Origin of the sequence: Sulfitobacter sp. PR48 (assembly GCF_028807335.1) — a bacterium.
Lineage (GTDB): Bacteria > Pseudomonadota > Alphaproteobacteria > Rhodobacterales > Rhodobacteraceae > Sulfitobacter.
In genome coordinates, this window is sequence record NZ_JARAMM010000007.1 from 117,554 (window position 1) to 141,431 (window position 23,878).

A 23,878-nucleotide genomic window follows, 5' to 3' on the forward strand; every position below is an offset into this window, starting at 1 on the left:
GGCCGGAAATTATTGCAAAAGCTGGAAGTGGAACCGTTTCACGGTGACACCCTGTGCGGTCAGCGCCTCTTCGAATGCCTGATGGGGCGGGGTGGCTTCAAAGGGCATCCTGATCTTGCGGCCATTCGGCAGGACGATGCTGGCGCGCACGGAAAAGTCGAGCCGTGTGTCCAGCCGGATGTGGTCAACTTCGGCCAGGGCAATCAGCGCGTCGCGCGGGCCGGTGAACCAGCGCAGATGGGTTGCGTTCAAATCGATGCCCGCCAGCGGGTTGCGGATCAGGTCCCAGAGTGCCGGCAGGGTAAAGACGGCGAGGATCGCCACCACCATCGGTGCGGCGTCAAAGACGATGAGCAGGCAGAGCAGCGCGGCCCAGACCAGGGCCAGGATTGCCATGCCGCGCAGGCTGCGGCCCGCGCGGCGGTAGCTGAAGACGGGGTCGGTCAGGACCTCGGTCACGGGGCCTATCTGCCGCCCGATACATCAAGGGTGGAGCCGGTGACATAGCTTGCCTCGTCCGACAGCAGCCACAGGGCGGCCTGGGCGACTTCCTCTGCCGTGCCCGCGCGGCGCATGGGCACATTGCCCGACAGGCGCGTGGCCCGGTCGGGGCTGCCGCCCTTGGCGTGAATACCGGTTTCGATCAGCCCGGGGCGCAGCGACATGACGCGGATGCCTTCGGCTGCGACCTCATCCGACAGGCCCTTGGTAAAGGTGTCGATCGCGGCCTTGGAGGCAGCATAATCCACGTATTCATTGGCAGAGCCCAGCCGGGCCGCCGCCGAAGAGATATTGACGATGGCGCCGCCGTCGCCCTGCGCCTGCATCCGTCTGACGGCAGCGCCCGCGATCAGGATCGCGCCGATCACGTTGATGTCGAACATCCGCCGCAGGCGGTCGTGGGTCAGAGCGGTCACCGGCGAGGGGTGGTCGACGATGCCTGCATTGTTGATCAGCGCGTCAAGCTGGCCGAACTCGGCGTCGATCTGGGCGAACATGTCCTCGATGGCATCGGGGTCGGCCACATCGGCGGGGCAGAGCAGGGCATGCGCGCCTGACCTTGCCACATCGCTGGCAACCATATGGGCGCTGTCATGGTCAGACCGGTAATTCAGCACCAGGTCATAGCCCCGCGTTGCCGCCAGCCGCGCGCAGGCCGCGCCGATCCCGGTGGAGGCCCCGGTGATCAGGCAGACCGGCCGGGTCATGTCGCGCCCCGGATGCGTGTCAGCATCTCGGTCGTGTCGCGGCTGAGGTCTGGCGTGGCCAACATCCGGTCCAGCTCGGCGGCGATGAGGCTTTGCCGGTCCGTGTCATAACGTTTCCAGGTCTGGAAGGCCGAGCACATGCGCGCGGTGGTCTGCGGGTTCTTCGGGTCCAGCCGGATCAGCCAGTCGGCCAGCAGCCGATAGGCCTTGCCCGAGGCGTGGTGAAACCCGGCGTGATGCATGGCCAGCGCGCCAAAGACCGCGCGGAAGCGGTTCGGGTTCTGCCAGTTGAAATCCGGGTGGCGGGTCAGGTTCTCCGCGACATCGGCGGCATCCCGGGGCTCTGCCTGCTGCACCTGCAGGCCGAACCATTTGTCCATCACCAGCCGGTCGTCCTTCCATTGCGCCTCGAAGGCGGCAAGCGCCTTTTCCCCCTTGCCGATGTGCAGCAGGGCGGCGAGGGCTGCCAGCTGGTTGGTCATATTGTCCGCCGCATCATATTGCGCCTGTGCGGCCCGGCCCCCGTCGCGGCGGGTGATCAGGGAGAGCATGGCATTGGCAAGGCTGCGTTTGCCGGCCTGTTCGGCACCGGGATCATAGGGGGCGGTGACAAGGTTGGCGGCGTGGATCTGCTGCGCGGCATCGCCCAGGGCATCGGCCATCGCATCGCGCATCCGCTCGACACCGGCATGGATGTTCTCGGGCATCGGGGTGCCACCCTCGCCGTGGATCAGCGCGGCCAGTTCGGATTGCGTGGGCAGGCCCAGCATCAGCGCGCGATAGGCGGGGTCGAGCGCGGTGTCGCTGAGCACCGTGGTGATGGCCGCCAGATAGGCGGGATCGGCATCCGCCCCGTCGTGGATCATCGGCATCAGCGCCTTGCGGGCCAGCATCCGCGCGGCTTCCCAGCGGTTGAAGGGATCCGTGTCATGGCTCAGCAGATGGGCGCGGTCGGCATCGCTGAGATCATGCTCCAGCATCACCGGCGCGGAAAAACCGCGCAGGATCGAGGGGACCGGGCGCGCCGCCAGCCCGTCGAAGCTGAAGCTCTGCGTGGCTTCGGACATTTCAAGGATGCGGGTTTCGCCCACTTCGGTCCCGTCCGGGCCGATCAGCCCGGCGGCGATGGGGATGACCTGCGGTTTCGGATCGGGGGAGGCCGCGCTGGGCTTGGTATCCTGCCGGAAGGTCAGCGTGAGGGTGCTGCCGTCCCAGTCTTCGGTGACCGACAGGCGCGGAGTGCCGGCCTGAGAATACCAGCGCTTGAACTGCGCGAGGTTCCGGCCGGTGGTATCCTCGAAGACCTTCAGCCAATCCTCGATGGTGCAGGCCTGACCGTCATGGCGTTCAAAATAGAGGTCCAGCGCCCTGGCATAGGCCTCATCACCGACCAGGGTTTTGAGCATGCGGATGACCTCGGCGCCTTTTTCATAGACGGTGGCGGTGTAGAAGTTGTTGATTTCCTGAAAGCTTTCGGGCCGCACCGGATGGGCAAGCGGGCCCTGATCCTCGGGGAACTGGCGCGCGCGCAGGTCGATGACATCGTGGATGCGTTTCACCGGGGCGGAGCGCATGTCAGAGGTGAACTGACTGTCGCGGAACACCGTCAGCCCCTCCTTGAGGCAGAGCTGGAACCAGTCGCGGCAGGTGATGCGGTTGCCGGTCCAGTTGTGGAAATATTCATGGGCGATGATCGCCTCGATCCGCTCGAAATTCATGTCGGTTGAGGTTTCGGGGCTGGCCAGCACGGCGGAGGAGTTGAAGATGTTCAGCCCCTTGTTCTCCATCGCGCCCATGTTGAAATCATCCACCGCGACGATGTTGAACAGATCAAGGTCGTATGCGCGGCCATAGACCTCTTCGTCCCATTTCATCGAGGCCTTCAGCGCCTGCATCCCGAAGGCGCATTTGCCCTCGTCGCCGGGGCGCACGTAAAGGTTCAGCGCCACCTCGCGGCCGGTCATGGTGGTGAAATGATCGGAATGCGCCACGAGATCACCGGCAACCAGGGCAAAGAGATACGCAGGCTTGGGCCAGGGATCGTGCCATTCGGCGCTGTGCTGACCGGTGCTGACCGGGTTGCCATTGCTCAGCAGCACCGGGTGGGGGCCGTTGATGGTGACGGTAAAGACGCTCATCACATCCGGGCGGTCGGGATAATAGGTGATCTTGCGAAAACCCTCGGCCTCGCATTGGGTGCAATACATGCCGTTCGACATGTAAAGCCCCTCCAGCGCGGTGTTGTTCGCAGGGTCGATCTCGACCTCCGATTCCCACAGGAACGGGCCGTCGGGGGTATCGCAGGTCAACCCGTCTTCTGACAGAACAGGGGTGACATCCCTGCCGTCGATGCGGGCAGAGATCAGCGACAGGTTTTCACCGTGCAGAAAGAACCGCCTGTCGGTCGCATCGGGGTTGGGGCGGAAGGCGATCCTGCTTTTGACGCGGGTCTTGTGCGGATCAAGATCAAAGTCCAGCGCAACACTGTCGACCACAAAACCAAAAGGTGTGTAGTCGGACAGATAGATCGTCTTGGGGGCCGCGTCGCGCATGGAAGTACCTCTTTTTGCCGGAACGGTTCGGTTGGGCTGCACGTTATGACCATGAGACCTGCCCTGCAACGGGGCGAATGGAACGAAAGTCAAACAACATGGAGGACACCCTGATGTCTGCACCCGACACAAACATCGACAAGCAGGAACAACGTCACAAGCCCGCATTGCTGGGGATCAAGGGGGCGATGGTCTTTGGTGTGCTGATGGTCCTGATCGTCTTTTTCCTGGCCGTGATGGGCGGCGGCGATGATCAGCTGCCCGCGATTGAAACGGGCAGCACGGTGAACAGCACCGATGACGCCGTGGCCCCGGTGGCAGGCGGCTCCGACTAGGACCGCGCCCGGAAGGATCAGCGTGGCGGCACCCGTTTCCGGTGCCGCCATGAGGCTGCTGAAAAAGCGCGTTCCTGCACCCGCTCCCCCCGAAACAACGAAATCGTTCTTCCACGACGCCAGCCACAAGCCTTGGCCCGGGTGTCAGCCCGGGCCGCGCCCGACCCTCCCCCCGGGAGGGCGCTTTTGGTGACTTCTCGTATCACACTGACAACATTGATATTTGTAAGGGAGGCGCTCCGAATGCGCGTCTCAATGCGCCCTCCCAGGCTCGGGCGCGGCCCTTCGTTCAAAAACGTAACGCAGAGCGCAGAAGAACGATTTACCTCCGGCGGCAGCCGCTTCCGGGTTTGTCAGCAATCTGGTGGCGGCACCCGTTTCCGGTGCCGCCATTTTGCCCTCCATCCCAGGGGTGGGGGGCAGTGTGGCAAGGAATGCGCGAATTTTGGTAAGATTACTTTACCAAGAAACTTGTCGCTCGGAACCAATCGCCGTACACCTTTGGAAATTTCCGGGCGAAGGGAGCGCAAGCAATGTCAGACAGGATCAACAAACACGATTTGCAGGTGGAGTCCGCCCTTGTCGCTTTCATCGAGGATGAAGCCCTGCCGGGCAGTGGCGTGACGCCGGATGCCTTCTGGCAGGGGTTTTCGCAGCTGGTGCACGAGATGGGCGACAGGAACCGCGCCCTCCTGGCCGAGCGCGAGACGTTGCAGCAGCAGATCGACGATTGGCACATCGCCCACCGGGGCAGGCAACATGATGCCGAAAGCTACCGCAGCTTTCTGACCGATATCGGCTATCTGGTGCCCGAAGGCCCTGATTTCACCATCGAAACCGCCAATGTGGACCCCGAGATCGCAACGGTGCCGGGCCCGCAATTGGTGGTGCCGATCACAAATGCGCGGTTTGCGCTGAATGCCTGCAATGCGCGCTGGGGCAGTCTTTATGATGCCTTCTATGGCACCGATGCGCTGGGCGATCTGCCCCCGGCGGGGGGGTATGACGCGGCGCGTGGTGCGCGGGTGGTGGCGCGGGCCAAGGCGTTTCTGGATCAGGCGGCACCGCTTGCGGGCGGTTCGCATGCCGATGTAACCGGCTATGCCGTGGAAGATGGCGCATTGGTGTCGGCACTTGCCGATCCTGCGCAATTTGCGGGCTATCGCGGGGATGCGGCGGCACCCTCGGCGATCCTGCTGCGCAACAACGGGCTGCATGTGGAAATCACGGTCGATGCGGACCATCCCATCGGCAAGACCGACCCGGCCCATGTGGCCGATGTCCTGCTGGAAAGCGCGGTCTCCACCATCATGGATTGCGAGGACAGCGTGGCCGCGGTGGATGCCGAGGACAAGGTGGGCGCCTATCGCAACTGGCTGGGGCTGATGAAGGGCGATCTGTCGGAGACCTTCCAGAAGAACGGCAAGCCGATGACACGGGTGATGCACCCGGACCGGAGCTATACCGCGCCGGATGGCGGGGCGGTGACGCTGAAAGGCCGCGCGCTGATGCTGGTGCGCAATGTCGGCCACCTGATGACCAACCCGGCGGTGCTGGACCGCGCGGGCCGCGAAGTGGGTGAGGGGCTGATGGATGCCATGATCACCACGCTGATCGCAATGCACGACCTGAAGCGCGCGGGCGGGAATTCGGTGCAGGGGTCGGTCTATGTGGTCAAGCCTAAGATGCACGGGCCTGCCGAAGTTGCCTTTACCGACGAGATTTTCACCATGGTGGAAGGCCTGCTTGGCCTGCCGGCCCATACCGTGAAGCTGGGCATCATGGACGAGGAACGCCGCACCAGTGCCAACCTCAGGGAATGTATCCGCGCGGCGAAACATCGGGTGGCTTTCATCAACACCGGTTTCCTGGACCGCACCGGCGACGAGATCCATACTTCGATGGAGGCCGGGCCGATGGTGCCCAAGGGCGACATGAAGAACGCCACCTGGATCGGCACCTATGAGGACCGCAATGTGGATATCGGCCTGGCCTGCGGGTTGCAGGGGCGGGCGCAGATCGGCAAGGGCATGTGGGCGATGCCGGACATGATGGCCGATATGATCGCGGCAAAGGTGGGTCACCCGATGGCCGGGGCCTCCTGCGCCTGGGTGCCCTCGCCGACCGCGGCCACCCTGCATGCGATGCATTATCATCAGGTCGATGTGATCGCGCGGCAGGACGAGATCCGGGCAGGCGGGCCGCGCGGCACGCTGGCCGATCTGCTGGAGATCCCGGTGCTGGAGGGGCGCAACCTGAGCGCGGCCGAAATCACCCGCGAGATCGAGAACAATGCCCAGGGCATTCTGGGCTATGTGGTGCGCTGGGTCGATCAGGGGGTTGGCTGCTCCAAGGTGCCGGACATCAATGATGTCGGCCTGATGGAAGACCGCGCCACCTGCCGCATTTCCGCCCAGGCGCTGGCGAACTGGCTGCATCACGGGGTGATCGACGCCGATCAGGTCATGGAGGGGCTGAAGAAGATGGCCAGGGTGGTGGATGGTCAGAATGCCGGTGATCCGGCCTATCGCCCGATGGCGCCCGGTTACGACGGCATTGCCTTTCAGGCGGCCTGCGATCTGGTGCTGAAGGGGCGCGAGCAACCTTCGGGCTATACCGAGCCGGTGCTGCATGCGCGGCGGCTGGAGCTGAAGGCGGCGGGCTGAGCGCGGGGTGAAAGCTGCGTGGGGCGCTGCCCCACACCCCGGGAATATTTTTTGCCAAAAAGAGGAGAAGCAGGTGGCGATTTCATTGAGAAAAGCACGCACGATCATACGCAAGGCGCTGGAGAAGGGCCGCGAGATGGAGCTGAAACCGCTCTCTGTCGTGGTGCTGGATGCAGGCGGTCATGTGCAGGCCTTTGAACGCGAGGACGGGGCGGCGGCGGGGCGCTTTGCCATTGCCCATGGCAAGGCCTATGGCGCGGTGATGCTGGGCATGGCGGGGACGGCGCAGATGAAACGCGCGGAGGATCAGGCCTATTTCATGGCGGCGGTGAACGGGGTTTACGGCGGTCAGGTGATTCCGGTGCCGGGCGGCGTGCTGCTGCGCGACCGCAAGGGGGCGGTGATCGGCGCGGTCGGCGTGACCGGCGATACGTCTGAAAAAGATGCAGAATGCGCGATGGCGGGCATTGCCGCCGCCCGGTTGCAGGGCGAAATCTGACGCGGTGCTTGAGCGGGCGGCGGGCTTGGCCTATGTTTATGCAATTGCAGCAATAGAAGGTGACCCATGGCGCGTCCTGTCGTTGGCATTATCGGAAATTCGCACCTGATCAATGACCAGTACGAGGTGCATGCAGGCGGACAGATGAACACCGAGGCGGTGTCTGGCGTTTCCGACTGCGTGCCCTTCATCATTCCCGCCGACCCCAGGCATCTGTCGGTCAACGAGTTGATGGAGGTCTGTGACGGCTTTCTGTTCACCGGCGGGCGGCCCAATGTTCACCCCGAGGAATATGGCGAGGCGGCAACCGAGGCGCATGGCGCCTTCGACCGCGCGCGGGACGCGATTGTCCTGCCGCTGATCCGCGCCTGTGTGGAGCGCGGGCAGCCGTTTTTCGGCGTTTGCCGGGGGTTTCAGGAAGTGAACGTGGCAATGGGGGGCACGCTTTACCCCGAAATCCGCGATCTGCCGGGCCGGATGAACCACCGGATGCCGCCCGATGGCACCATCGAGGAGAAGTTCGAGCTGCGCCATGACGTGACCTTTTCCGAAGGGGGTGTCTTTCACAACCTGATCGGGTCGCAGAAGGTGCGCACCAACACGCTGCACGGGCAGGGGATCAAGACCCCCGGTGCCCGGATCATGATGGACGGTTTCGCCGATGACGGCACGCCCGAGGCGATTTATGTCAAGGGGGCCTGCGGGTTTACCCTGTCGGTCCAGTGGCATCCGGAATGGAACGCCGGTCAGGACCCGGTGTCGCGCAAATTGTTCCAGGCCTTCGGCGATGCGGCGCGCAGCTGGGCTGCGGGTGAAGTGGCACCGGCGCTGAAGGCGGTCTGAGCGATGTGGCGCAGGTCGCGTTGCTTTGACGCGATCCGCATCGAGGGCAGGTGAGCGGGTATTGCTGCCGTCGCTCAGTGGAGCCAAAGCCCGGAACAAGCCGCAGGCGCCGGGCCGGCTTGCGCTTCGTTTTCGAGGCCCAGGAGGGGCCGGTTCCTGCCGTTCGCAGCGATCTGCGCGACTATCCGTTTTGCGCTCCGCTCGATTGGTCCGGGTCAGCGCGGTGACGCGACGCCGGTTTCACCTGACAACCGGCACTATTGCACAAGGATGAGCGGTTCCTGTTCAGGAGGCGGGAATTGCATCCGCGCAGCAGTCTGACCGATCTGCGCGAATGCGGGCATGCCGCGTCTGAGGTCGCAGTGCAATGAGCAATGGGGCCAGTCCTGCGGCTGCGCGGCCAGGCCTGCCTGTACCGGGGCAAGATAGATCAGATCCCGGTGCCGGTTGAAATCGGCGCTGTCGCGGATTTCGTGTTCCCAGAAACGGCGTTGCCAGATCCCTTTTTCCCCGCGCGCGATCTGTGCGGGTGTGCGATGCGGCGGCATCGGCAGGGCCCGGGAAAAGCGCGCTTTCAACATTCCGACGCGGTTGGGGTAACCGGCGCTGTCCGCAGGCAGGGTCCAGATCGTGTGGATGACCGATGGCAGCACGGTAATTGCGTCGATCCGGAAAGGATGGTGTTTCAGCCTGTGGCGCATGGCGCGGCGCAACTCGGCGATGCGGCGGACCAGGGCATCATCGTTGCGGTCCGCCAGACGGATTGTGAAGAAATATGTTCCACCGTAGCGGCGTCTGTGAAGGCAGGCGGGCATGTGGCAGGCTAGGCGCATTTTGGTTAAGGCGGGGTTAAGCCGGAGGCCGGGGCAGAACCCGCCGGGCGGGCAGGAAGCCTGCGGTTTCCGGCGCGCGGCGGTATGCGGCGGGGAGGCCCCTACGCTGCGCTGCGGAATTTTCTGTCGTGGCGTGGAGTTTCATTGTTGCGTTTCGCTTTATCTGTGTGAAATAAAGTTTCAAATTCGAATCCGCGCCAAGGCCTGAAAAAGAGGCGTTCCGGCGGCTCGTCCCGGTCCCAAGCTCACCTTTCACATGGTGTTTTGCTTGTGGATCAAGGGGGCGCAGGGTAAGTGCAGGCAGTGCGGGCTCAACGTTCGTTTGTCTGGTGTCCAGAATGGGGGAAGAAGTGTGAAGATCGGTACGCCGAAGGAATTATTCGAAGGAGAAAACCGCGTTGCGATGACGCCTGACTCCGCTTTGCAGCTGCAAAAGCTGGGTCATGACTGCGTGATCGAAACCGGTGCAGGCCTGGCCGCGGGATTTGCCGATGCCGCCTACAAGGAGGCCGGGGTTGAGGTGGTCAAGACCGCCGCCGCCCTGTGGAAGGCCGCTGATGTGGTCGCCAAGGTGCGGGTGCCGTCAGACGCAGAAATGAAAAGACTGCGGGACGGGCAGACGCTGATCTCCTTCTTCAGCCCGGTGGCCGATGAAGCCAGGATGAACCAGGCCGCAGAGAAGGGTGCCACTGTCATCGCGATGGAGATGATCCCGCGCATCAGCCGCGCGCAGAAGATGGATGCGCTGTCCTCGATGGCCAATATCGCGGGCTACCGCGCGGTGATCGAGGCGGGCAACAACTTTGGCCGTTTCTTTACCGGTCAGATCACGGCGGCAGGCAAGGTGCCCCCCGCCAAGGTTCTGGTCGTCGGGGCCGGTGTGGCCGGTCTTGCCGCGATCGGCACCTCCACCTCGCTGGGGGCGATCACCTATGCCTTTGACGTGCGCCCCGAAGTGGCCGAACAGGTCGAGAGCATGGGCGCCGAATTCGTCTATCTCGATTTCGAGGAAGAGCAGCAGGATGGATCCGCTTCGGGCGGCTATGCCTCTGTTTCCTCTCCGGAATTCCGCGAGGCGCAACTGGCCAAGTTCCGCGAACTGGCCCCCGATGTGGACATCGTGATCACCACCGCGCTGATCCCGAACCGCGAAGCGCCGGAACTGTGGACCGAGGACATGGTCAAATCCATGAAACCGGGATCGGTGATCGTGGACCTTGCGGCGGAAAAGGGCGGCAACTGCAAGCTGACCGTGCCGGACCAGAAGATTGTCACCGACAATGGCGTCACCATCATCGGCTACACCGACTTCCCCAGCCGGATGGCGACCCAGGCCTCGACGCTTTATGCGACCAACATCCGCCATCTGATGACCGATCTGACGCCGGAAAAAGACGGCGTGATCAATCACAACATGGAAGATGACGTGATAAGGGGCGCCACGATTGCCCATGCCAAGGCCGTGACCTTCCCACCGCCACCGCCCAAGGTAGCGGCAATTGCGGCGGCGCCGAAGAAGGAAAAACCAAAGGAGCTGACCCGCGAGGAGAAGGCGGCGCAGGAAGTTGCGGCCTTCAAGGCGCAGACCCGCAATCAGGTGACCCTGCTGGCCATCGGCGGTGCGTTGCTGCTGGCGGTCGGCCTGGTGGCGCCTGCCAGCTTCATGCAGCACTTCATCGTCTTCGTGCTGGCGGTCTTTGTCGGCTTCCAGGTGATCTGGGGCGTGGCGCACAGCCTGCACACGCCGCTGATGGCCGTGACCAATGCGATATCGTCGATCATCATTCTCGGTGCGCTGATGCAGCTTGGATCAGGCTCGGCCATCGTGGTGATCCTCGCCGCGCTGTCGGTCTTCATGTGTGGCATCAACATCTTTGGTGGCTTCCTCGTGACACGGCGCATGCTCGCCATGTTCCAGAAATCTTAAAGGAGCCAGAGCAATGGAATTTGGTTTTACAACAGCGGCCTATGTTGTCGCGGCTGTCCTGTTCATCCTCTCGCTCGGGGGGCTTTCGGGGCAGGAGAGTGCGAAACGCGCGGTCTGGTACGGCATTGTCGGCATGGGGCTGGCGGTGCTTGCCACGCTGATCGGGCCCGGTTCGGGGCTGTGGATCCTGTCGGTGATCCTGGTGATTGCAGGCGGGGCCATCGGCTATCAGCTGGCGACGCGGGTGCAGATGACGCAGATGCCCGAACTGGTCGCGGCGATGCACAGCCTGGTGGGTCTGGCGGCGGTTTTCGTCGGCTTCAACGCCCATTTCGAGATCGCCAATGTGCAGGAAACGCTGCTGAACCCCAATTATGATGTCGCGCAGTTCGGCACCTTTGCCGCGCTGATCGCCAAGAAGACGGCCGTGGAGATCAACATCCTTCGGGTCGAGCTGTTCCTGGGCATCTTCATCGGGGCGGTTACCTTTACCGGATCCGTCATTGCCTATGGCAAACTGGCGGGGCGGGTGAATTCATCGGCTGCGAAACTGCCCGGCGGGCATATCCTGAACGCCGGTGCGGCCGGTCTCTCGCTGGTCTGCCTGATCTGGTACTTCGGCACCGGTGGCTTCCTGCCGCTGTTTGTCATGACGCTTTGCGCGCTGTTCATCGGCTATCACCTGATCATGGGCATCGGCGGCGCCGACATGCCGGTGGTGGTCTCGATGCTGAACAGCTATTCCGGCTGGGCGGCGGCGGCGATCGGCTTCAGCCTTGGCAACGACCTGCTGATCGTGGTCGGCGCGCTGGTCGGTTCTTCGGGTGCGATCCTGTCCTACATCATGTGCAAGGCGATGAACCGCAGTTTTGTCAGCGTGATCCTGGGCGGCTTTGGCGGCCCGTCGGGCGAGCAGATGGCGGTCGAGGGCGAACAGATCGCCATCGAGGCCGACGGCGTTGCCGCGGCGCTGAACGAGGCGGACAGTGTCATCATCATTCCGGGCTACGGCATGGCGGTGGCACAGGCCCAGCAGGCGGTCAGCGAGCTGGTCAAGAAGCTGCGCGCCCAGGGCAAGAACGTGCGTTTCGCCATTCACCCCGTTGCGGGGCGTCTGCCGGGGCATATGAACGTGCTGCTGGCAGAGGCCAAGGTGCCCTATGACATCGTGATGGAGATGGACGAGATCAACGAGGACTTTCCGGATACGGATGTGGCCATCGTGATCGGGTCCAACGACATCGTGAACCCTGCCGCTCAGGACGATCCCAACAGCCCGATTGCCGGCATGCCCGTGCTGGAATGCTGGAAGGCCAAGACGGTCTTTGTCTCCAAGCGGGGGCAGGGCACGGGCTATTCCGGGATCGAGAACCCGCTGTTCTTCAAGGAAAACACGCGGATGTTCTATGGCGATGCAAAGGCCAGCCTGGACAAGCTGCTGCCGCTGATCGACTAGGCGATTTTTCGAAAAACCCGGTCCGGAGGTTTCGAAACCTCCGGCGCCTGCTGAAGACACCCCGTTCGAGAGAGCGGGGTGTTTTTTGTTGGGGGTACGTTTTCTTTGAAGAAAACGGTTCGGAGTTTTTGAAAACTCCGGTGCAGACAGATGGTATATCGCTCAAGATGATGAGGTGGTGTTGCTGCGGGTGCTGCCGGGGTACGGTTTCTTCGAAGAAAACGGTTCGGAGTTTTTGAAAACTCCGGTGCAGACAGATGGTATATCGCTCAAGATGATGAGGTGGTGTTGCTGCGGGTGCTGCCGGGGTGCGTTTTCTTCGAAGAAAACGGTTCGGAGTTTTTGAAAACTCCGGTTCAGACGGATGGTATATCGCTCAAGATGATGAGGTGGTGTTGCTGCGGGTGCTGCCGGGGTACGTTTTCTTCGAAGAAAACGGCCCGGAGTTTTTGAAAACTCCGGTGCAGGCAACTGGCACTCTGCTCAATCGCTCGGGGTGATTTCGACGCCCGGCATCATTGCCTTGATCCGTTTTCTGCGAAGAAAACCACCAGGGTTTCCGAAAACACCGGTCCGGAGCGCGAAACGGAACAGCTCCGTGGAAAAACCGCTTGAGCTGGAGCGCACTCCAGCTTGTAAAGTCGATTCGTGACCTGGAAATAGGAGCAAGGACATGATGATCGGCGAAGTATCCGACCGCACCGGGCTCAGCATCGACACGCTGCGGTTCTACGAAAAGATCGGCCTGATCGCACCGCCGATGCGCAACGACGCGGGCAGGCGGGTCTATGGCACGGACGTCTTGGGCTGGGTCGGTTTTCTCGAACAGCTCAATGCCACCGGCATGAAGCAGGCGGACCGCATCCGTTATGCCAAGCTGCACCAGCAGGGTGACAGCACCCTGCGCGCCCGCCGCGAGATGCTGGAGGCGCACCGCGAGGTGATCCGGGAGAAACTGCAGCTGATGCAGCAGACCATGGCACTGATGGACCACAAGGTCGCGCTTTATGAAACACTTGAGGCTGAAACGGAGACACCACAGATATGACCGATGCAACTTTGGAACGCGGCCGGGCCCATGTGGCCGGCATGAACCCCGGTCTGGAAGAAGCCTTGGCGGGCAAATACGATCACCTTGTCCCCGGCATGGCCGAAAGCCTGATCGACTGGGCCTATGGCCAGCATTACACGCGCGGCGGGCTGGACAACCGGACCCGGCAATTGTGCACGGTGGCCGCACTGGTGTCGATGGGCGGCTGGACCGGCCCGCAGCTGAAGGTCAACATCGAACATACCCTCGCCGCCGGGGCGGACAGGCGCGAAATCGTGGAGGCGATCTGGCAGATGTCGGTCTATGCGGGGATGCCTGCGGCGATCAACGGGCTGAATGCGGCGCTGGAGGTTTTCGAGGCGGCGAATAGCTGAAGTGTTGGGGCGGACGCCGGTGATTTCCCGGTCCCGGATGGCGGGTCAGTATACATTGGTGTACTGACAACATGTTGAATAAAATCAGTTTTCTCTGTTAAAACCGGAAAATTCCCCTATGTTTCGTCGAAATGCAATTGCTGGACGGACCCGCCATGGCCCCGATCAAGGACTATCCCCAACGCTACGCGCTCTCGGGCGAATTGCACGCCCGGCCGTTTCCCTCGCTCAAGGCCCCGGCGACGGTCGCCTTTCTGGCGATCAAGCAACCCCTGGATGCGGCTTCGCGCGACAGGTCTGCGGATTTTGCACATCTTGCGGCCCTGCTGGATCACTATGGCGCGCCCCGCCCGGATCCCAATGCGACCCATTACTCCGGCGAGATGGGGAAATACTGGCTGAAGTGGGAACAGCACACCGAGTTGGTCACCTATATGGTGATCCGCAATGACCTGAGCGCGCGGCCCTTCGACCCGTCGCAATTCGATGTCTTTCCCGACTACTGGCTTGATGAGGCGCCCGGCGGGCGGATTACCTCGGCCCTGTTGCGGGTGATGGAGCGGCCACAGGAGGACGAGACCATATCGGCCCATCTGCGCGACTGGTTCGTGCCGGAAAGCCTTGCCGTGGCTTCGGTGCTGGACGGGGCGGCGGTGGTGGCCAGCGATTTCCGCATCGATTCATCCGGCCATCTGCGGATCGCCGTCTTTCCCGACGCCACCACCGGCAGCGGCCGGATCGGGCGCATTGTGCAGCGGCTTTGCGAGATCGAACTTTACAAGGCGGCTTCGATGCTGGGCTTTTCCATGGTGCGCGAGGTTGGCCCCCAGCTGAACAGGCTGGATACCAAGCTGACCGACCTGATGGCAGAGATGCGCGGGCCGGCAGCGCGGGCAGAAGACACGCTGCATGCGCTGCTGGACATTTCGGTGGAACTGGAGACATTGGCCGCGCAATCTGCCTTTCGCTTCGGGGCGACGGGGGCCTATCAGGCGATTGTGGACCAACGCATCGAGGTGCTGCGCGAGACGCGGTTCATGGGGCAGCAGGGCTTTGCCGAATTCATGATGCGCCGGTACGAACCGGCAATGCGCACCGTGCAATCGGCAGAGCGGCGGCTGGGCATCATGTCGGCCCGGTCGATCCGTGCCTCGGAGCTGCTGCGCACGCGGGTGGATGTGGAACGGTCTGCGCAGAATCAGGCGATCCTGGCCAGCATGGACCGGCGCGCCGACCTTCAGCTGCGCCTGCAGCGCACGGTCGAGGGGCTGTCGGTGGTGGCGATCAGCTATTACGCGGTGTCTCTGGCGGGATACCTGCTGTACCCGGTGGCCGAGGCCACGGGCCTCAGCAAGGGGCTGCTGACCGCCGCTGTGACCCTGCCGGTGGTGGCGGTGGTGTGGTTGCTGATCAGCAGGCTGCGCAAGCACCTGGACTGACTGGGGGACCGCGCCCGGTTCAGGCGTGCCGGACCGCCGCATCGCTGAGCAGGGCATGGGTCGCCCTGGCACCGATGCCGATCATCACGATGGCCAGCACGGCGGCGACAGAGAGTGTCGGCACACCGGAGAGCCCCGCGCCAAGGGTACAGCCGCCCGCCAGCACGCCCCCGATGCCCATCAGCACAGCCCCCAGCAGGTAGCGCCCGGTCTGGCGCGGCGTCTCGAAGCTTTGCCAGGCAAAGCCGCCAAAGATCAGGCTGGCCAGCAGGGCACCGGCAACAACGCCGCCCAGCAATCCCACGCCAAATCCGGCCGGGATCGAGGTGCTGGCGATGCTCCAGAACAGGGTCTCGGCAGAGGGGGAGGTGAAGGACAGGCTTTCCATCGCGATCGGGTCGAAATCGTCGTAGAGGATGAAACCGGTGCCGACCCAGGCCAGCGGCACCAGCAGGCCGATCAGCACGGCCAGTACCAGGTGCAGCGGGCGGTTGCCCGACCGCAGGCCGATGGCCAGTGCGGCGGCCGCGATCAGCCCGGTCCAGAGCAGCGCACCGCCGGGCAGGGCGGCAAGGCTGACGGCTTCTCCCATGTTCAAGGTGACCTGGCCCAGAGCGACGCGGAGCGGGGCCAGCACCCCCTTCAGGGTCATATGCGCCACCACGGCAAAGCAAAGCAGGACGACGGCTGCCCGCAGGTTGCCGGTGCCGGTCAGCACCGTCAGCCGCGAGATGCAGCCACGGGTCAGCACCATGCCCGCGCCGAACAGCAGCCCGCCCACCGCAATGGCAAGCACGGGCACTTCGGACACCATGAACCGGTGGTCGGCAAAGCTGATCCAGCCCAGGGCAACCGCGCCCTGGGTGCCCAGCACCGCCACGGCAAGCGCGGTGAACCAGACTCCGGCGGCGGCGCGGCTGTCCTCGCCGACAAGGGAACGGCGGAAACAGAATTTGGTGATCTGCGCCAGCAGGCCGAAGACAAGCCCGATGGCCAGGGCAAAATAGACAACCGCCTGCGGCGCGGTGAGGCTCTCGAAGCCGAATGATTCAAACATCGCCAAAATTCCCCAAGGTGCCGGTATCGCGCCGGTCATCAGATATCCTGTCTTGCTTTCAAGTTGATTTGGTTGCCAGTTCTGGCAGGAAATCCGCGAAGAGCCGCAAAAGCAGAATTATTTCCCATTTGGCGGGGTCCGGGGCAGGGATCAAGCACTGCGACGGAGGGCATGGCGGTGCCAAAGGGAACAGATTTCCGGAATTCTTCGCGAAAGCGGGACGGCTTTCAGCTGATGGCGCGCCGAAAGGTCAGACCGGCCCCGGCCTGGGGCCGGGGCGGTGTCATGGTCCTTTTTTGGGGCTATCTGCCCCGGATGCGGGGGTCGAGCGCATCGCGCAACCCGTCGCCGAGATAGTTCACACCAAGCACGGTCAGCGAGATGGCGATCCCCGGCAGCAGCACCCTTTCGGGGAAATCCTGCATCCGCGGCACCGCATCGGCCAGCAGCTTGCCCCAGGTGGGGTAGTCTGACGGGAAACCGACGCCAAGAAAGCTGAGCGCGCTTTCGGTGATGATCGCGGTGGCCAGGCCCAGCGTGGCCGAGACCATGATGGGCGAGATCACATTGGGCAGCAGGTGGCGGCGGATGATCTTGCCGCTGGTGGTCCCGATGGACCGCGCGGCAAGGATGAATTCACGCTCTTTCAGCGCCAGGATATCGCCGCGCACGATCCTTGCGGTCTGCATCCAGGAGGTCAGCCCGATCACCGAGACGATGAGGATGAACATGCCGCCCTCCGGCCCGAAGCGTGAGTTCAGCGGCTGGCGGAACAGGGTCACCGCCAGCAGCACCAGCGGCAGGATCGGCAGCGACAGGACCAGATCGGTAAAGCGCATCAGCCAGAAGTCGAGCCATTTGAAATAGCCTGCGATCACCCCGACTGCGGTGCCGATCACCAGCGCGAGCCCCATGGCGAGCCAGCCCACGGCCATCGACACCCGCCCGCCGGAAATCATCTGCGCCAGGATATCGCGGCCCAGCTGATCGGTGCCAAAGGGATGCGCCCAGCCTGCATTGGCCCCGCCATCCCAGAGCAGGGTATAGACGGGACGCCAGTTCTTATTGCGAATGTCCAGCGCCTTGGGGTCCACATCCCAGATATAGGGGCCGAAAACCACGGCGAAGGTGATCAGCAACAGGAACCCGCCGCCAAAGACAGCGCCCTTGTGTTTGCGGAACTGGTCCCAGACATCGCGCCACTGGCTGCGGGGCGGCTTGGACGGCCCCTTGTCCATCAGTGCGCCGATGGTTTCGATATCGGCCTCCAGCGGGCTGGCAGGTGTCGCTTGCTCAGTCATAGCGGATCCTCGGGTCGAGCAGACCGTAAAGCACGTCTGCGATGAGGTTGAACAGCACGATCAGGATCGCAAAGATGAAGGTCAGGGTCATCACCATCGGCAGATCGTTGGCAAAAAGCGCTGTCAGCAGCAGCTGGCCGATGCCGTTCACCTTGAACACATTCTCGGTGATGATCGCGCCGCCAAAGATGGCGGGCATGCCCAGGGCGATGACGGTGACGACCGGGATCATCGAGTTGCGCAGCACATGGACCATCACGACAACGCCTTCCTTCAGGCCCTTGGCACGGGCCGTGCGCACGTAATCCTGATTGAGGTTGTCCAGCATGGCACCGCGCATGTAGCGGCTGATCTGTGCGGTGGTTTGCAGCGCCAGCACCATCACCGGCATGATCATCTGAAAGAACTGCACCTTGAAGCTGGCCCAGTCGTTGACGACATGGGTGGTGTCATAGATCGAGGGCAGCCAGCCCAGATAGACCGAGAAGATCACGATCAGCAGGGGGCCGGTGAAAAACGGCGGAATGGAAAAGCCGATCATGGTGATGAAGGTCCCCGCCTGATCGAACACCGAATAATGCCGGTAGGCAGAATAGATGCCGATGGGAATGGCGATCACGATCCCCACGATATAGCTCAGCCCGACAACCCAGAGGGTCTGCGGCATCCGCTGGGCCACGATGTCCATGACCGGACTGCGGGTCTGCCAGGAGATCACCCGCAGCTCGCCATTATAGAGCGAGGTGTCAGGCAGCCAGCCCAGCAGGGTGCTTGAGTTGGTCAGATAGTCGACAAGGACCTTGGGTTCGATCCAGAAGAACTGCACCAGCCACTTGTAGTATTGCACGTACCAGGCCTGGCCCAGGCCAAGTGCCTCGCGCATCTTCTGTTTCACTTCCGGGGGCACGGTCAGGGGGACCTGGGCCATCGGGTCGCCGGGGGCCAGTTGTAACAGGCCGAAAATCACAAGACTGATCAGCAAAAGCGTCGGGATCGACAACAACAATCGTCGGATGGTGAAGGTCAACATAAGCGCCGCCTTTTCTTATCGGTCTTAGGGAGGGTATGCGGGTCGGGTCCAGGAGCCGCAAACCGCGATGGAAAGCGACCGGAAAGGGGCGCGCAATTGCTGCGCGCCCCGCCGGTTACATCATTCCTTGATGCGATACCAGTCCGCTGCGTTCCACAGTTCGGAATCCCAGGTATTCAGGATCACACCGCCCAGGGTGTTGGACGCGGCAGAGACACGGCCACGGTCCACCAGCGGCACGATGGTCATCGTGTCCTTGGTTAACATGTTGTTGAGCTGCTTGGCGATCTCGCCGCGCTTGTCCAGCTCGCCGGTGCGGGACAACTCGTCCAGCAGGGCGTCGTATTCTTCCGAGCAGAAGCGGTTGATGTTCTCACCCTGCCACTGGCTGCTTGGCTTGGGCTCGTTGCCGCAACGATACTGCGAGAGATAGGCCTGCGGATCGGTGCCGTCGAAGTTGTTGGCGTACATTTCCACGTCCGCATAGAACTTCTGGAAGGTGTCGGGCGAACCGGGATCACCGCCAAAGAACACGGATGCATCCAGGTTGCGCAGTTCGGTTTCCACGCCGATCTGGCTCCACCAATCCTTGATCAGCGCCTGAAAGTCCTGCCGGACGGCGTTGGTCGATGTCTGGTACAGCAGAGACAGTTTCTTGCCGTCCTTGTCGCGCACGCCGTCACCGTCGGTGTCGGTCCAGCCCGCTTCTTCCAGCAATGCCTTGGCACCTTCGATGTCCTGCGTCAGGCATTCTGTGTTGTCAGAGGCATAGAGCGCCGGTGCCGGCACCAGATTGCAGGTCGGGCGACCGGCCTGGCCATAGCCCACTTCGACAAGCAGTTCGCGGTCGATGGCCATGGAGAGCGCCTTGCGCACCTTGAAGTCCGACAGGATCGGGTGCGGATGCGCCACGGTGGAACGTTCGCCCTCCGGCAGGTCGGGGGAAGGATCGGTCATGTTCATCTCGATCCGCTCAACCAGCGTCCCGAAGGCCGAGATCGGCTTGCCCTTGCCTGCTTCGGCCATCTTGGCCAGCACATCGGGGGCAAGCTGCATGTTCCAGGCGTAATCGTATTCGCCTGTCTCCATGACGGCACGGCCCGCCGCGACGGCATCGCCGCCACCCTTGAACGTCACGGACGCAAAGGCGGGCTTGCTTGGATCGCGGTAGTTCGGGTTGGCTTCAAGCTGGATCACGTCGTTGGGACGGAAATCCGTGACCATGAAGGGGCCGGTGCCGATGGGGTTGAAGTTGGCCTCGGTGCATTCGGGGGCCTTGGGGCCAAGGCATTCGGCGAATTGCGCTGCCTGAATAATGGGCGATTGCGCGCCCATGAAGGGGCCATAGGGGTTTGGTTTGGCTTCGGAGAAATTCACCGTCAGCGTCAGGTCGTCGATGATGTCGATGGATTCAACCCCATCGAACTTCGCGCCCTGTGCACAGCCGCCTTCGGGGTGCATGCAGTATTCAGCAGTGAATTTGACGTCTGCCGATGTCACCGGCGTGCCGTCGGACCACAGCAGGCCCTCTTTCAGCTTCCAGGTGATGGATTTCAGGTCTTCGCTGACGCCGCCGTTTTCGACGGTAGGGATCTCTTCCGCAAGGAAGGGCACCAGTGCGCCGGTTTCGTCATAGCGGCCGAGCGGTTCGATCACCAGGCTGGCCGCTTCGAGATCCTTTGTGCCGCCAGACAGATAGGGGGTCATGATGGAGGGGGCTTGCCAATAAATGATCTTGACCTCGCCGTCCCTGCCGCGCTCGCCATCGGCCAGCGCGAGGGGGGCAAAGGCCGTTGTGGCGATTGCACCCATCAGTATGGTTCTCAGTTTCATTTTATACTCCTTGTTGGACGCATTGGTGCGCCGCGTTCTGCTACGGGGTTGTGCCCGTCTTGTCTTGCCACCCGAAGGCCGGATTAACTATGGTCTCTAACCTTGCGTAAACTAGGGTAAATACCAAAGAAGTGCGGGTCCGTCCCCCGGAGCGCATGCGCAGTATCGAAACAGGTTTTCGAAGAAATGCAAGTCCCGAGATTTGCCGACAGCAATTTCAACCGTCTTCGGGCGACAGTGGTTTGACGCAGGTTCGGATTGGCCTTAGCGTTCGGCAACTGCATTCGCGGAGCTCACCGGGGGAAAACATGCTGGATCAATCAAGCACGTCACCAATCGCACAGATCAAGGGCCTACGTGTCGAATTTCAGACCAAGGATGGGCCGGTTGTCGGGGTCGAAGATGTCAGTTTTGACATCAATCCGGGCGAAACGGTCTGTGTGGTGGGCGAATCCGGGTCCGGCAAATCGGTGTCTTCGCTGTCGCTGATGCGGCTGATCGAGTATGGCGGCGGTGAAATCGCGGGCGGGCGCCTGCTTTTTAATCGCTCGGAGGGCGGCGAGATCGACCTCGCCCAGACCGATCAGGCGCTGATGCGCCGCATCCGGGGCAATGAGATCGGGATGATCTTTCAGGAACCGATGACGGCGCTGAACCCGGTCTTCACGGTGGGCCGCCAGATGACCGAAGGGCTGCGCCTGCACAAGAACCTCAGCAGGGCGCAGGCGGAGGAACGGGCGCTGGCGCTGCTGAAACAGGTGCGCATCCCCGAGCCGGAGCGGCGGTTGAAACAATATCCGCACGAGCTGTCGGGGGGCATGCGCCAGCGTGTGGTGATCGCCATGGCGCTGGCCTGCGAGCCGCGCCTGCTGATCGCGGATGAGCCGACCACGGCGCTGGATGTGACGATTCAGGCGGAGATTCTGGCGCTGATGGACCGGCTCAAGCGCGAGACCGGCACGGCGGTGATGTTCATCACCCATGACATGGCGGTGGTGGCCCAGATGGCGGACCGCGTGGTGGTGATGTTCCGCGGTCTCAAGGTCGAGGAGGGGACGGTCGAGGAGATCTTCGAAAACCCCAAGCACGCCTATACAAAGGCGCTGCTGGCGGCGGTGCCCAAGCTGGGCGAGATGACCGGCAAGGCCTATCCGGAGCCGATGAAGCTGCTGGGGACCAGGGGCCAGGAGATCAAGCCGATCAAGGGCACCAACGAGACCCTGCTGACGGTCAAGAACCTGACCACGCGGTTTGCGGTCACGGGCGGTTTTTTGCGCCGCACGGTGGCCAATGTCCATGCGGTGGAGGATCTGTCCTTTACCATCAACAAGGGGCAGACCCTGAGCCTGGTGGGGGAATCGGGCTGCGGGAAATCCACTGCGGGCCGGTCGATCCTGCGGCTGGTGGAGCCGCTGTCGGGCGAGATCAACATTGACGGCAAGGACATCATGGCGCTGAACCAGCGCGATCTGCGCACCGCGCGGCTGGACATGCAGATGATCTTTCAGGATCCCTTCGCCTCGCTCAACCCGCAGATGCAGCTGGCCGACCAGGTGGCGGAGCCGATCCACAATTTCCGAACGCTCAAGGGCGGCGATGTCGGCAAACGGGTCGAGATGCTGTTCGACCGGGTTGAACTGCCGCGCAGCTTCATGCGCCGTTTCCCACATGAGTTGTCGGGCGGTCAGCGCCAGAGGGTCGCGATTGCCCGTGCGCTGGCGCTGAACCCCAAGCTGATCATCGCGGATGAAGCCGTCAGTGCGCTGGACGTGAGCGTTCAGGCGCAGGTGCTGAACCTGATGATGGAACTGCAGGCCGAACTGGGACTGTCGTTCCTGTTCATCAGTCATGACATGGCGGTGGTCGAACGGGTCAGCCATCAGGTCGGCGTGATGTACCTGGGGCGCATCGTGGAACTGGGGCCGCGCGCCCGCGTTTTCGAGAATCCGCAGCATCCCTATACCCAGGCCCTGATGAAGGCGGTGCCGGTCGCGGACCCCCGCCAGCGCAAGAAAGAGAGCGAATTGAACTTCAAACCGATTCCCTCGCCGATCCGTCCGGTCGACTATGTCGCGGGCCCCTCGGAATACCGGGAAGTGGAGCCGGGACATCTGGTGCTGACCTCGGACAGCGGCTACTGACTTGCCGGGACAGCCACCGGTTATCCCCGACCACGCGCCCCCTTTCCCTTTCGGGAAAAGGGGCCTTCGACGAATGGACCCATCATGACCGACCGCCTTTCTCCCCTTGAACTGATGGAAAAGCTGGTCAGCTTTCCGACCGTCAGCCGCGATACCAATATTCCGCTGATCGACTGGGTGGCGGCGTATCTGGGCAGCCATGGCATCGAATCGCATCGCTACATCGACCCCGAACAGCCCAAACATGCGCTTTTTGCCCATGTGGGTCCCTGGGTGGAAGGCGCGGTGGTGCTGTCGGGACATACCGATGTGGTGCCGATCGACGGGCAGCCCTGGGACAGCGATCCGTTCAGCGTCGTCGAGCGGGACGGCAAATACTATGGCCGCGGCACCTGCGACATGAAGGGATTCGATGCGCTGGCGCTCTGGGCGCTGGTGGAGGCGAAATATGCCGGTGTCACCCGCCCCCTGCAGCTTGCGCTGAGTTTCGACGAAGAGGTCGGCTGTACCGGCGCGCCGCCGATGATCGAGGCAATGCAGCCGGTTCTGCCCAAGGGCAGCGCGGTGATCGTGGGCGAACCTTCGTCGATGCAGGCGGTCACGGGCCACAAGGGCGGCACCGGGTTCGACACCCATGTGGTGGGCTTCGAGGTGCATTCCTCGCTGCTGCATACCGGCGTCAATGCGATCATGGCGGGGGCCAAGCTGATCGAATGGGCCAATGAGATGAACACCGAGAACATGGAGCGCAAGCCGACCGAGCTGGCGGCGATGTTCAACCCGCCCTTCACCACGGCCCATGTGGGCATGATCTCGGGCGGGACGGCGCATAACATCACCGCCAAGGATTGCCATTTCGCGATGGATTTCCGCGTGGTGCCGGGTGAGGACAAGGATGCCTGGGGCACCGCTTACCTCAAGAAGGTGCGCGCGGTGGAAAAGCAGATGCAGGCCGTGGTGCCGGAGACCTATATCTCGGTCACGCCGCGATTCGACGTGCCCGCGCTGCAGCCCGAAACGGAAGGCGAGGCCGAGACACTGGTGCGCCAGATCACCGGCGACAACGCCAGCCACAAGGTCAGCTACGGCACCGAGGCGGGGCAGTTTCAGGAGGCGGGCTATTCCGCCGTGATCTGCGGCCCCGGCAGCATCGACCAGGCCCATCAGCCCAATGAATTCATCGAGGTCAGCCAGTTCGAGGCGGGCCATGATTTCATGAAGAAACTGGTGGCGCGGCTGGGCGGCTGAGCAACGCCAGTGGCGCGCCCGCGTGACCGGCTGGCCGGGGGCTGCGTTGCCTTGGTGTATTTTTGACAAAAGAAGCCGGGGGGTC

At 62.8% G+C, this 23,878-nt stretch carries 20 protein-coding genes; 12 read left to right on the forward strand and 8 right to left on the reverse strand.

All coding sequences use genetic code 11. The annotated features are described in order from the left end of the window. Positions 1 to 9: 9 nt before the first annotated feature. Genes PVW51_RS11155 through pepN form a run of 3 tightly spaced genes read right to left on the reverse strand, consistent with a single transcriptional unit; the run spans position 10 to position 3,760 of the window. Complete coding sequence (locus PVW51_RS11155) at positions 10 to 459, reverse strand: hypothetical protein (protein WP_274575116.1); 450 nt, start codon at positions 457 to 459, stop codon at positions 10 to 12. A 5-nt stretch (positions 460 to 464) separates the two neighbouring features. Next, positions 465 to 1,208 (reverse strand): SDR family oxidoreductase, encoded by a 744-nt coding sequence (locus tag PVW51_RS11160; RefSeq protein ID WP_274575117.1) that lies wholly within the window; start codon positions 1,206 to 1,208, stop codon positions 465 to 467. Continuing rightward, positions 1,205 to 3,760 (reverse strand): aminopeptidase N, encoded by a 2,556-nt coding sequence (gene pepN / locus PVW51_RS11165; protein WP_274575118.1) that lies wholly within the window; start codon positions 3,758 to 3,760, stop codon positions 1,205 to 1,207. Before pepN ends, PVW51_RS11160 begins: the two co-directional genes overlap by 4 nt. A gap of 113 nt (positions 3,761 to 3,873) precedes the next feature. On the opposite strand from pepN, the gene PVW51_RS11170 reads away from it, so the two are divergent. From PVW51_RS11170 to PVW51_RS11185, 4 genes are all read left to right on the forward strand, one after another. After that, positions 3,874 to 4,095, forward strand: a complete 222-nt coding sequence (locus tag PVW51_RS11170) for a hypothetical protein (protein ID WP_274575119.1) — start codon at positions 3,874 to 3,876, stop codon at positions 4,093 to 4,095. A 533-nt stretch (positions 4,096 to 4,628) separates the two neighbouring features. Beyond that, entirely contained in the window at positions 4,629 to 6,761 is a 2,133-nt protein-coding gene (locus tag PVW51_RS11175; protein WP_274575120.1) for a malate synthase G, read from the forward strand. 73 nt (positions 6,762 to 6,834) lie between these two features. Continuing rightward, positions 6,835 to 7,260, forward strand: a complete 426-nt coding sequence (locus PVW51_RS11180) for a GlcG/HbpS family heme-binding protein (protein ID WP_274575121.1) — start codon at positions 6,835 to 6,837, stop codon at positions 7,258 to 7,260. Positions 7,261 to 7,326: 66 nt separating this feature from the next. Then, the gene (locus PVW51_RS11185; protein WP_274575122.1) at positions 7,327 to 8,103 is read left to right on the forward strand and encodes a gamma-glutamyl-gamma-aminobutyrate hydrolase family protein; all 777 of its coding nucleotides are present in this window, start codon (positions 7,327 to 7,329) and stop codon (positions 8,101 to 8,103) included. Between the two features lie 257 nt (positions 8,104 to 8,360). Here PVW51_RS11185 and PVW51_RS11190 read toward each other — a convergent pair whose 3' ends face one another. Further along, complete coding sequence (locus PVW51_RS11190; RefSeq protein WP_274575123.1) at positions 8,361 to 8,918, reverse strand: REP-associated tyrosine transposase; 558 nt, start codon at positions 8,916 to 8,918, stop codon at positions 8,361 to 8,363. Between the two features lie 370 nt (positions 8,919 to 9,288). On the opposite strand from PVW51_RS11190, the gene PVW51_RS11195 reads away from it, so the two are divergent. The 6 genes from PVW51_RS11195 (at position 9,289) to PVW51_RS11220 (ending at position 15,183) form a co-directional block, all read left to right on the forward strand. Next, positions 9,289 to 10,863, forward strand: a complete 1,575-nt coding sequence (locus tag PVW51_RS11195) for a Re/Si-specific NAD(P)(+) transhydrogenase subunit alpha (RefSeq protein WP_274575124.1) — start codon at positions 9,289 to 9,291, stop codon at positions 10,861 to 10,863. 13 nt (positions 10,864 to 10,876) lie between these two features. Continuing rightward, positions 10,877 to 12,319 carry an NAD(P)(+) transhydrogenase (Re/Si-specific) subunit beta gene (locus PVW51_RS11200; RefSeq protein WP_274575126.1) on the forward strand — a complete coding sequence of 481 codons (1,443 nt, stop codon included), beginning with the start codon at positions 10,877 to 10,879 and terminating at the stop codon, positions 12,317 to 12,319. A gap of 308 nt (positions 12,320 to 12,627) precedes the next feature. Further along, positions 12,628 to 12,819 (forward strand): hypothetical protein, encoded by a 192-nt coding sequence (locus PVW51_RS11205; RefSeq protein WP_274575127.1) that lies wholly within the window; start codon positions 12,628 to 12,630, stop codon positions 12,817 to 12,819. 173 nt (positions 12,820 to 12,992) lie between these two features. Beyond that, the gene (locus PVW51_RS11210; RefSeq protein WP_274575128.1) at positions 12,993 to 13,367 is read left to right on the forward strand and encodes a MerR family transcriptional regulator; all 375 of its coding nucleotides are present in this window, start codon (positions 12,993 to 12,995) and stop codon (positions 13,365 to 13,367) included. Beyond that, positions 13,364 to 13,744, forward strand: coding sequence for a carboxymuconolactone decarboxylase family protein (locus tag PVW51_RS11215; protein ID WP_274575129.1), 381 nt, complete (start codon positions 13,364 to 13,366; stop codon positions 13,742 to 13,744). Before PVW51_RS11210 ends, PVW51_RS11215 begins: the two co-directional genes overlap by 4 nt. Before the next feature lie 155 nt (positions 13,745 to 13,899). Continuing rightward, entirely contained in the window at positions 13,900 to 15,183 is a 1,284-nt protein-coding gene (locus tag PVW51_RS11220) for a DUF3422 family protein (protein WP_274575130.1), read from the forward strand. A gap of 19 nt (positions 15,184 to 15,202) precedes the next feature. On the opposite strand, the gene PVW51_RS11225 is transcribed toward PVW51_RS11220, so the two are convergent. The 4 genes from PVW51_RS11225 to PVW51_RS11240 form a co-directional block, all read right to left on the reverse strand. After that, on the reverse strand, positions 15,203 to 16,240 hold the full coding sequence (locus tag PVW51_RS11225; protein WP_274575131.1) for a YeeE/YedE family protein: 1,038 nt from the start codon (positions 16,238 to 16,240) through the stop codon (positions 15,203 to 15,205). A gap of 302 nt (positions 16,241 to 16,542) precedes the next feature. Further along, positions 16,543 to 17,541, reverse strand: coding sequence for an ABC transporter permease (locus PVW51_RS11230; RefSeq protein ID WP_114275570.1), 999 nt, complete (start codon positions 17,539 to 17,541; stop codon positions 16,543 to 16,545). Beyond that, positions 17,534 to 18,571: an ABC transporter permease gene (locus PVW51_RS11235; RefSeq protein ID WP_269361619.1), complete on the reverse strand. Its 1,038-nt coding sequence runs from the start codon at positions 18,569 to 18,571 to the stop codon at positions 17,534 to 17,536. Before PVW51_RS11235 ends, PVW51_RS11230 begins: the two co-directional genes overlap by 8 nt. A 120-nt stretch (positions 18,572 to 18,691) precedes the next feature. Continuing rightward, positions 18,692 to 20,404, reverse strand: coding sequence for a peptide ABC transporter substrate-binding protein (locus PVW51_RS11240; protein WP_269361620.1), 1,713 nt, complete (start codon positions 20,402 to 20,404; stop codon positions 18,692 to 18,694). A gap of 308 nt (positions 20,405 to 20,712) precedes the next feature. On the opposite strand from PVW51_RS11240, the gene PVW51_RS11245 reads away from it, so the two are divergent. Further along, positions 20,713 to 22,545, forward strand: a complete 1,833-nt coding sequence (locus PVW51_RS11245; protein ID WP_274575132.1) for an ABC transporter ATP-binding protein — start codon at positions 20,713 to 20,715, stop codon at positions 22,543 to 22,545. 84 nt (positions 22,546 to 22,629) lie between these two features. Then, positions 22,630 to 23,793, forward strand: a complete 1,164-nt coding sequence (gene argE, locus PVW51_RS11250; RefSeq protein ID WP_274575133.1) for an acetylornithine deacetylase — start codon at positions 22,630 to 22,632, stop codon at positions 23,791 to 23,793. Positions 23,794 to 23,878 lie beyond the last annotated feature (85 nt).

Excerpts from the sequence above, each read along its gene's own strand:
- PVW51_RS11160 (WP_274575117.1), bottom strand. The coding sequence starts at position 1,208 with ATGACCCGGCCGGTCTGCCTGATCACCGGGGCCTCCACCGGGATCGGC.
- pepN (WP_274575118.1), bottom strand. The coding sequence starts at position 3,760 with ATGCGCGACGCGGCCCCCAAGACGATCTATCTGTCCGACTACACACCT.
- PVW51_RS11170 (WP_274575119.1), top strand. The coding sequence starts at position 3,874 with ATGTCTGCACCCGACACAAACATCGACAAGCAGGAACAACGTCACAAG.
- PVW51_RS11175 (WP_274575120.1), top strand. The coding sequence starts at position 4,629 with ATGTCAGACAGGATCAACAAACACGATTTGCAGGTGGAGTCCGCCCTT.
- PVW51_RS11185 (WP_274575122.1), top strand. The coding sequence starts at position 7,327 with ATGGCGCGTCCTGTCGTTGGCATTATCGGAAATTCGCACCTGATCAAT.
- PVW51_RS11190 (WP_274575123.1), bottom strand. The coding sequence starts at position 8,918 with ATGCCCGCCTGCCTTCACAGACGCCGCTACGGTGGAACATATTTCTTC.
- PVW51_RS11200 (WP_274575126.1), top strand. The coding sequence starts at position 10,877 with ATGGAATTTGGTTTTACAACAGCGGCCTATGTTGTCGCGGCTGTCCTG.
- PVW51_RS11210 (WP_274575128.1), top strand. The coding sequence starts at position 12,993 with ATGATGATCGGCGAAGTATCCGACCGCACCGGGCTCAGCATCGACACG.
- PVW51_RS11215 (WP_274575129.1), top strand. The coding sequence starts at position 13,364 with ATGACCGATGCAACTTTGGAACGCGGCCGGGCCCATGTGGCCGGCATG.
- PVW51_RS11220 (WP_274575130.1), top strand. The coding sequence starts at position 13,900 with ATGGCCCCGATCAAGGACTATCCCCAACGCTACGCGCTCTCGGGCGAA.
- PVW51_RS11225 (WP_274575131.1), bottom strand. The coding sequence starts at position 16,240 with ATGTTTGAATCATTCGGCTTCGAGAGCCTCACCGCGCCGCAGGCGGTT.
- PVW51_RS11230 (WP_114275570.1), bottom strand. The coding sequence starts at position 17,541 with ATGACTGAGCAAGCGACACCTGCCAGCCCGCTGGAGGCCGATATCGAA.
- PVW51_RS11235 (WP_269361619.1), bottom strand. The coding sequence starts at position 18,571 with ATGTTGACCTTCACCATCCGACGATTGTTGTTGTCGATCCCGACGCTT.
- PVW51_RS11240 (WP_269361620.1), bottom strand. The coding sequence starts at position 20,404 with ATGAAACTGAGAACCATACTGATGGGTGCAATCGCCACAACGGCCTTT.
- PVW51_RS11245 (WP_274575132.1), top strand. The coding sequence starts at position 20,713 with ATGCTGGATCAATCAAGCACGTCACCAATCGCACAGATCAAGGGCCTA.
- argE (WP_274575133.1), top strand. The coding sequence starts at position 22,630 with ATGACCGACCGCCTTTCTCCCCTTGAACTGATGGAAAAGCTGGTCAGC.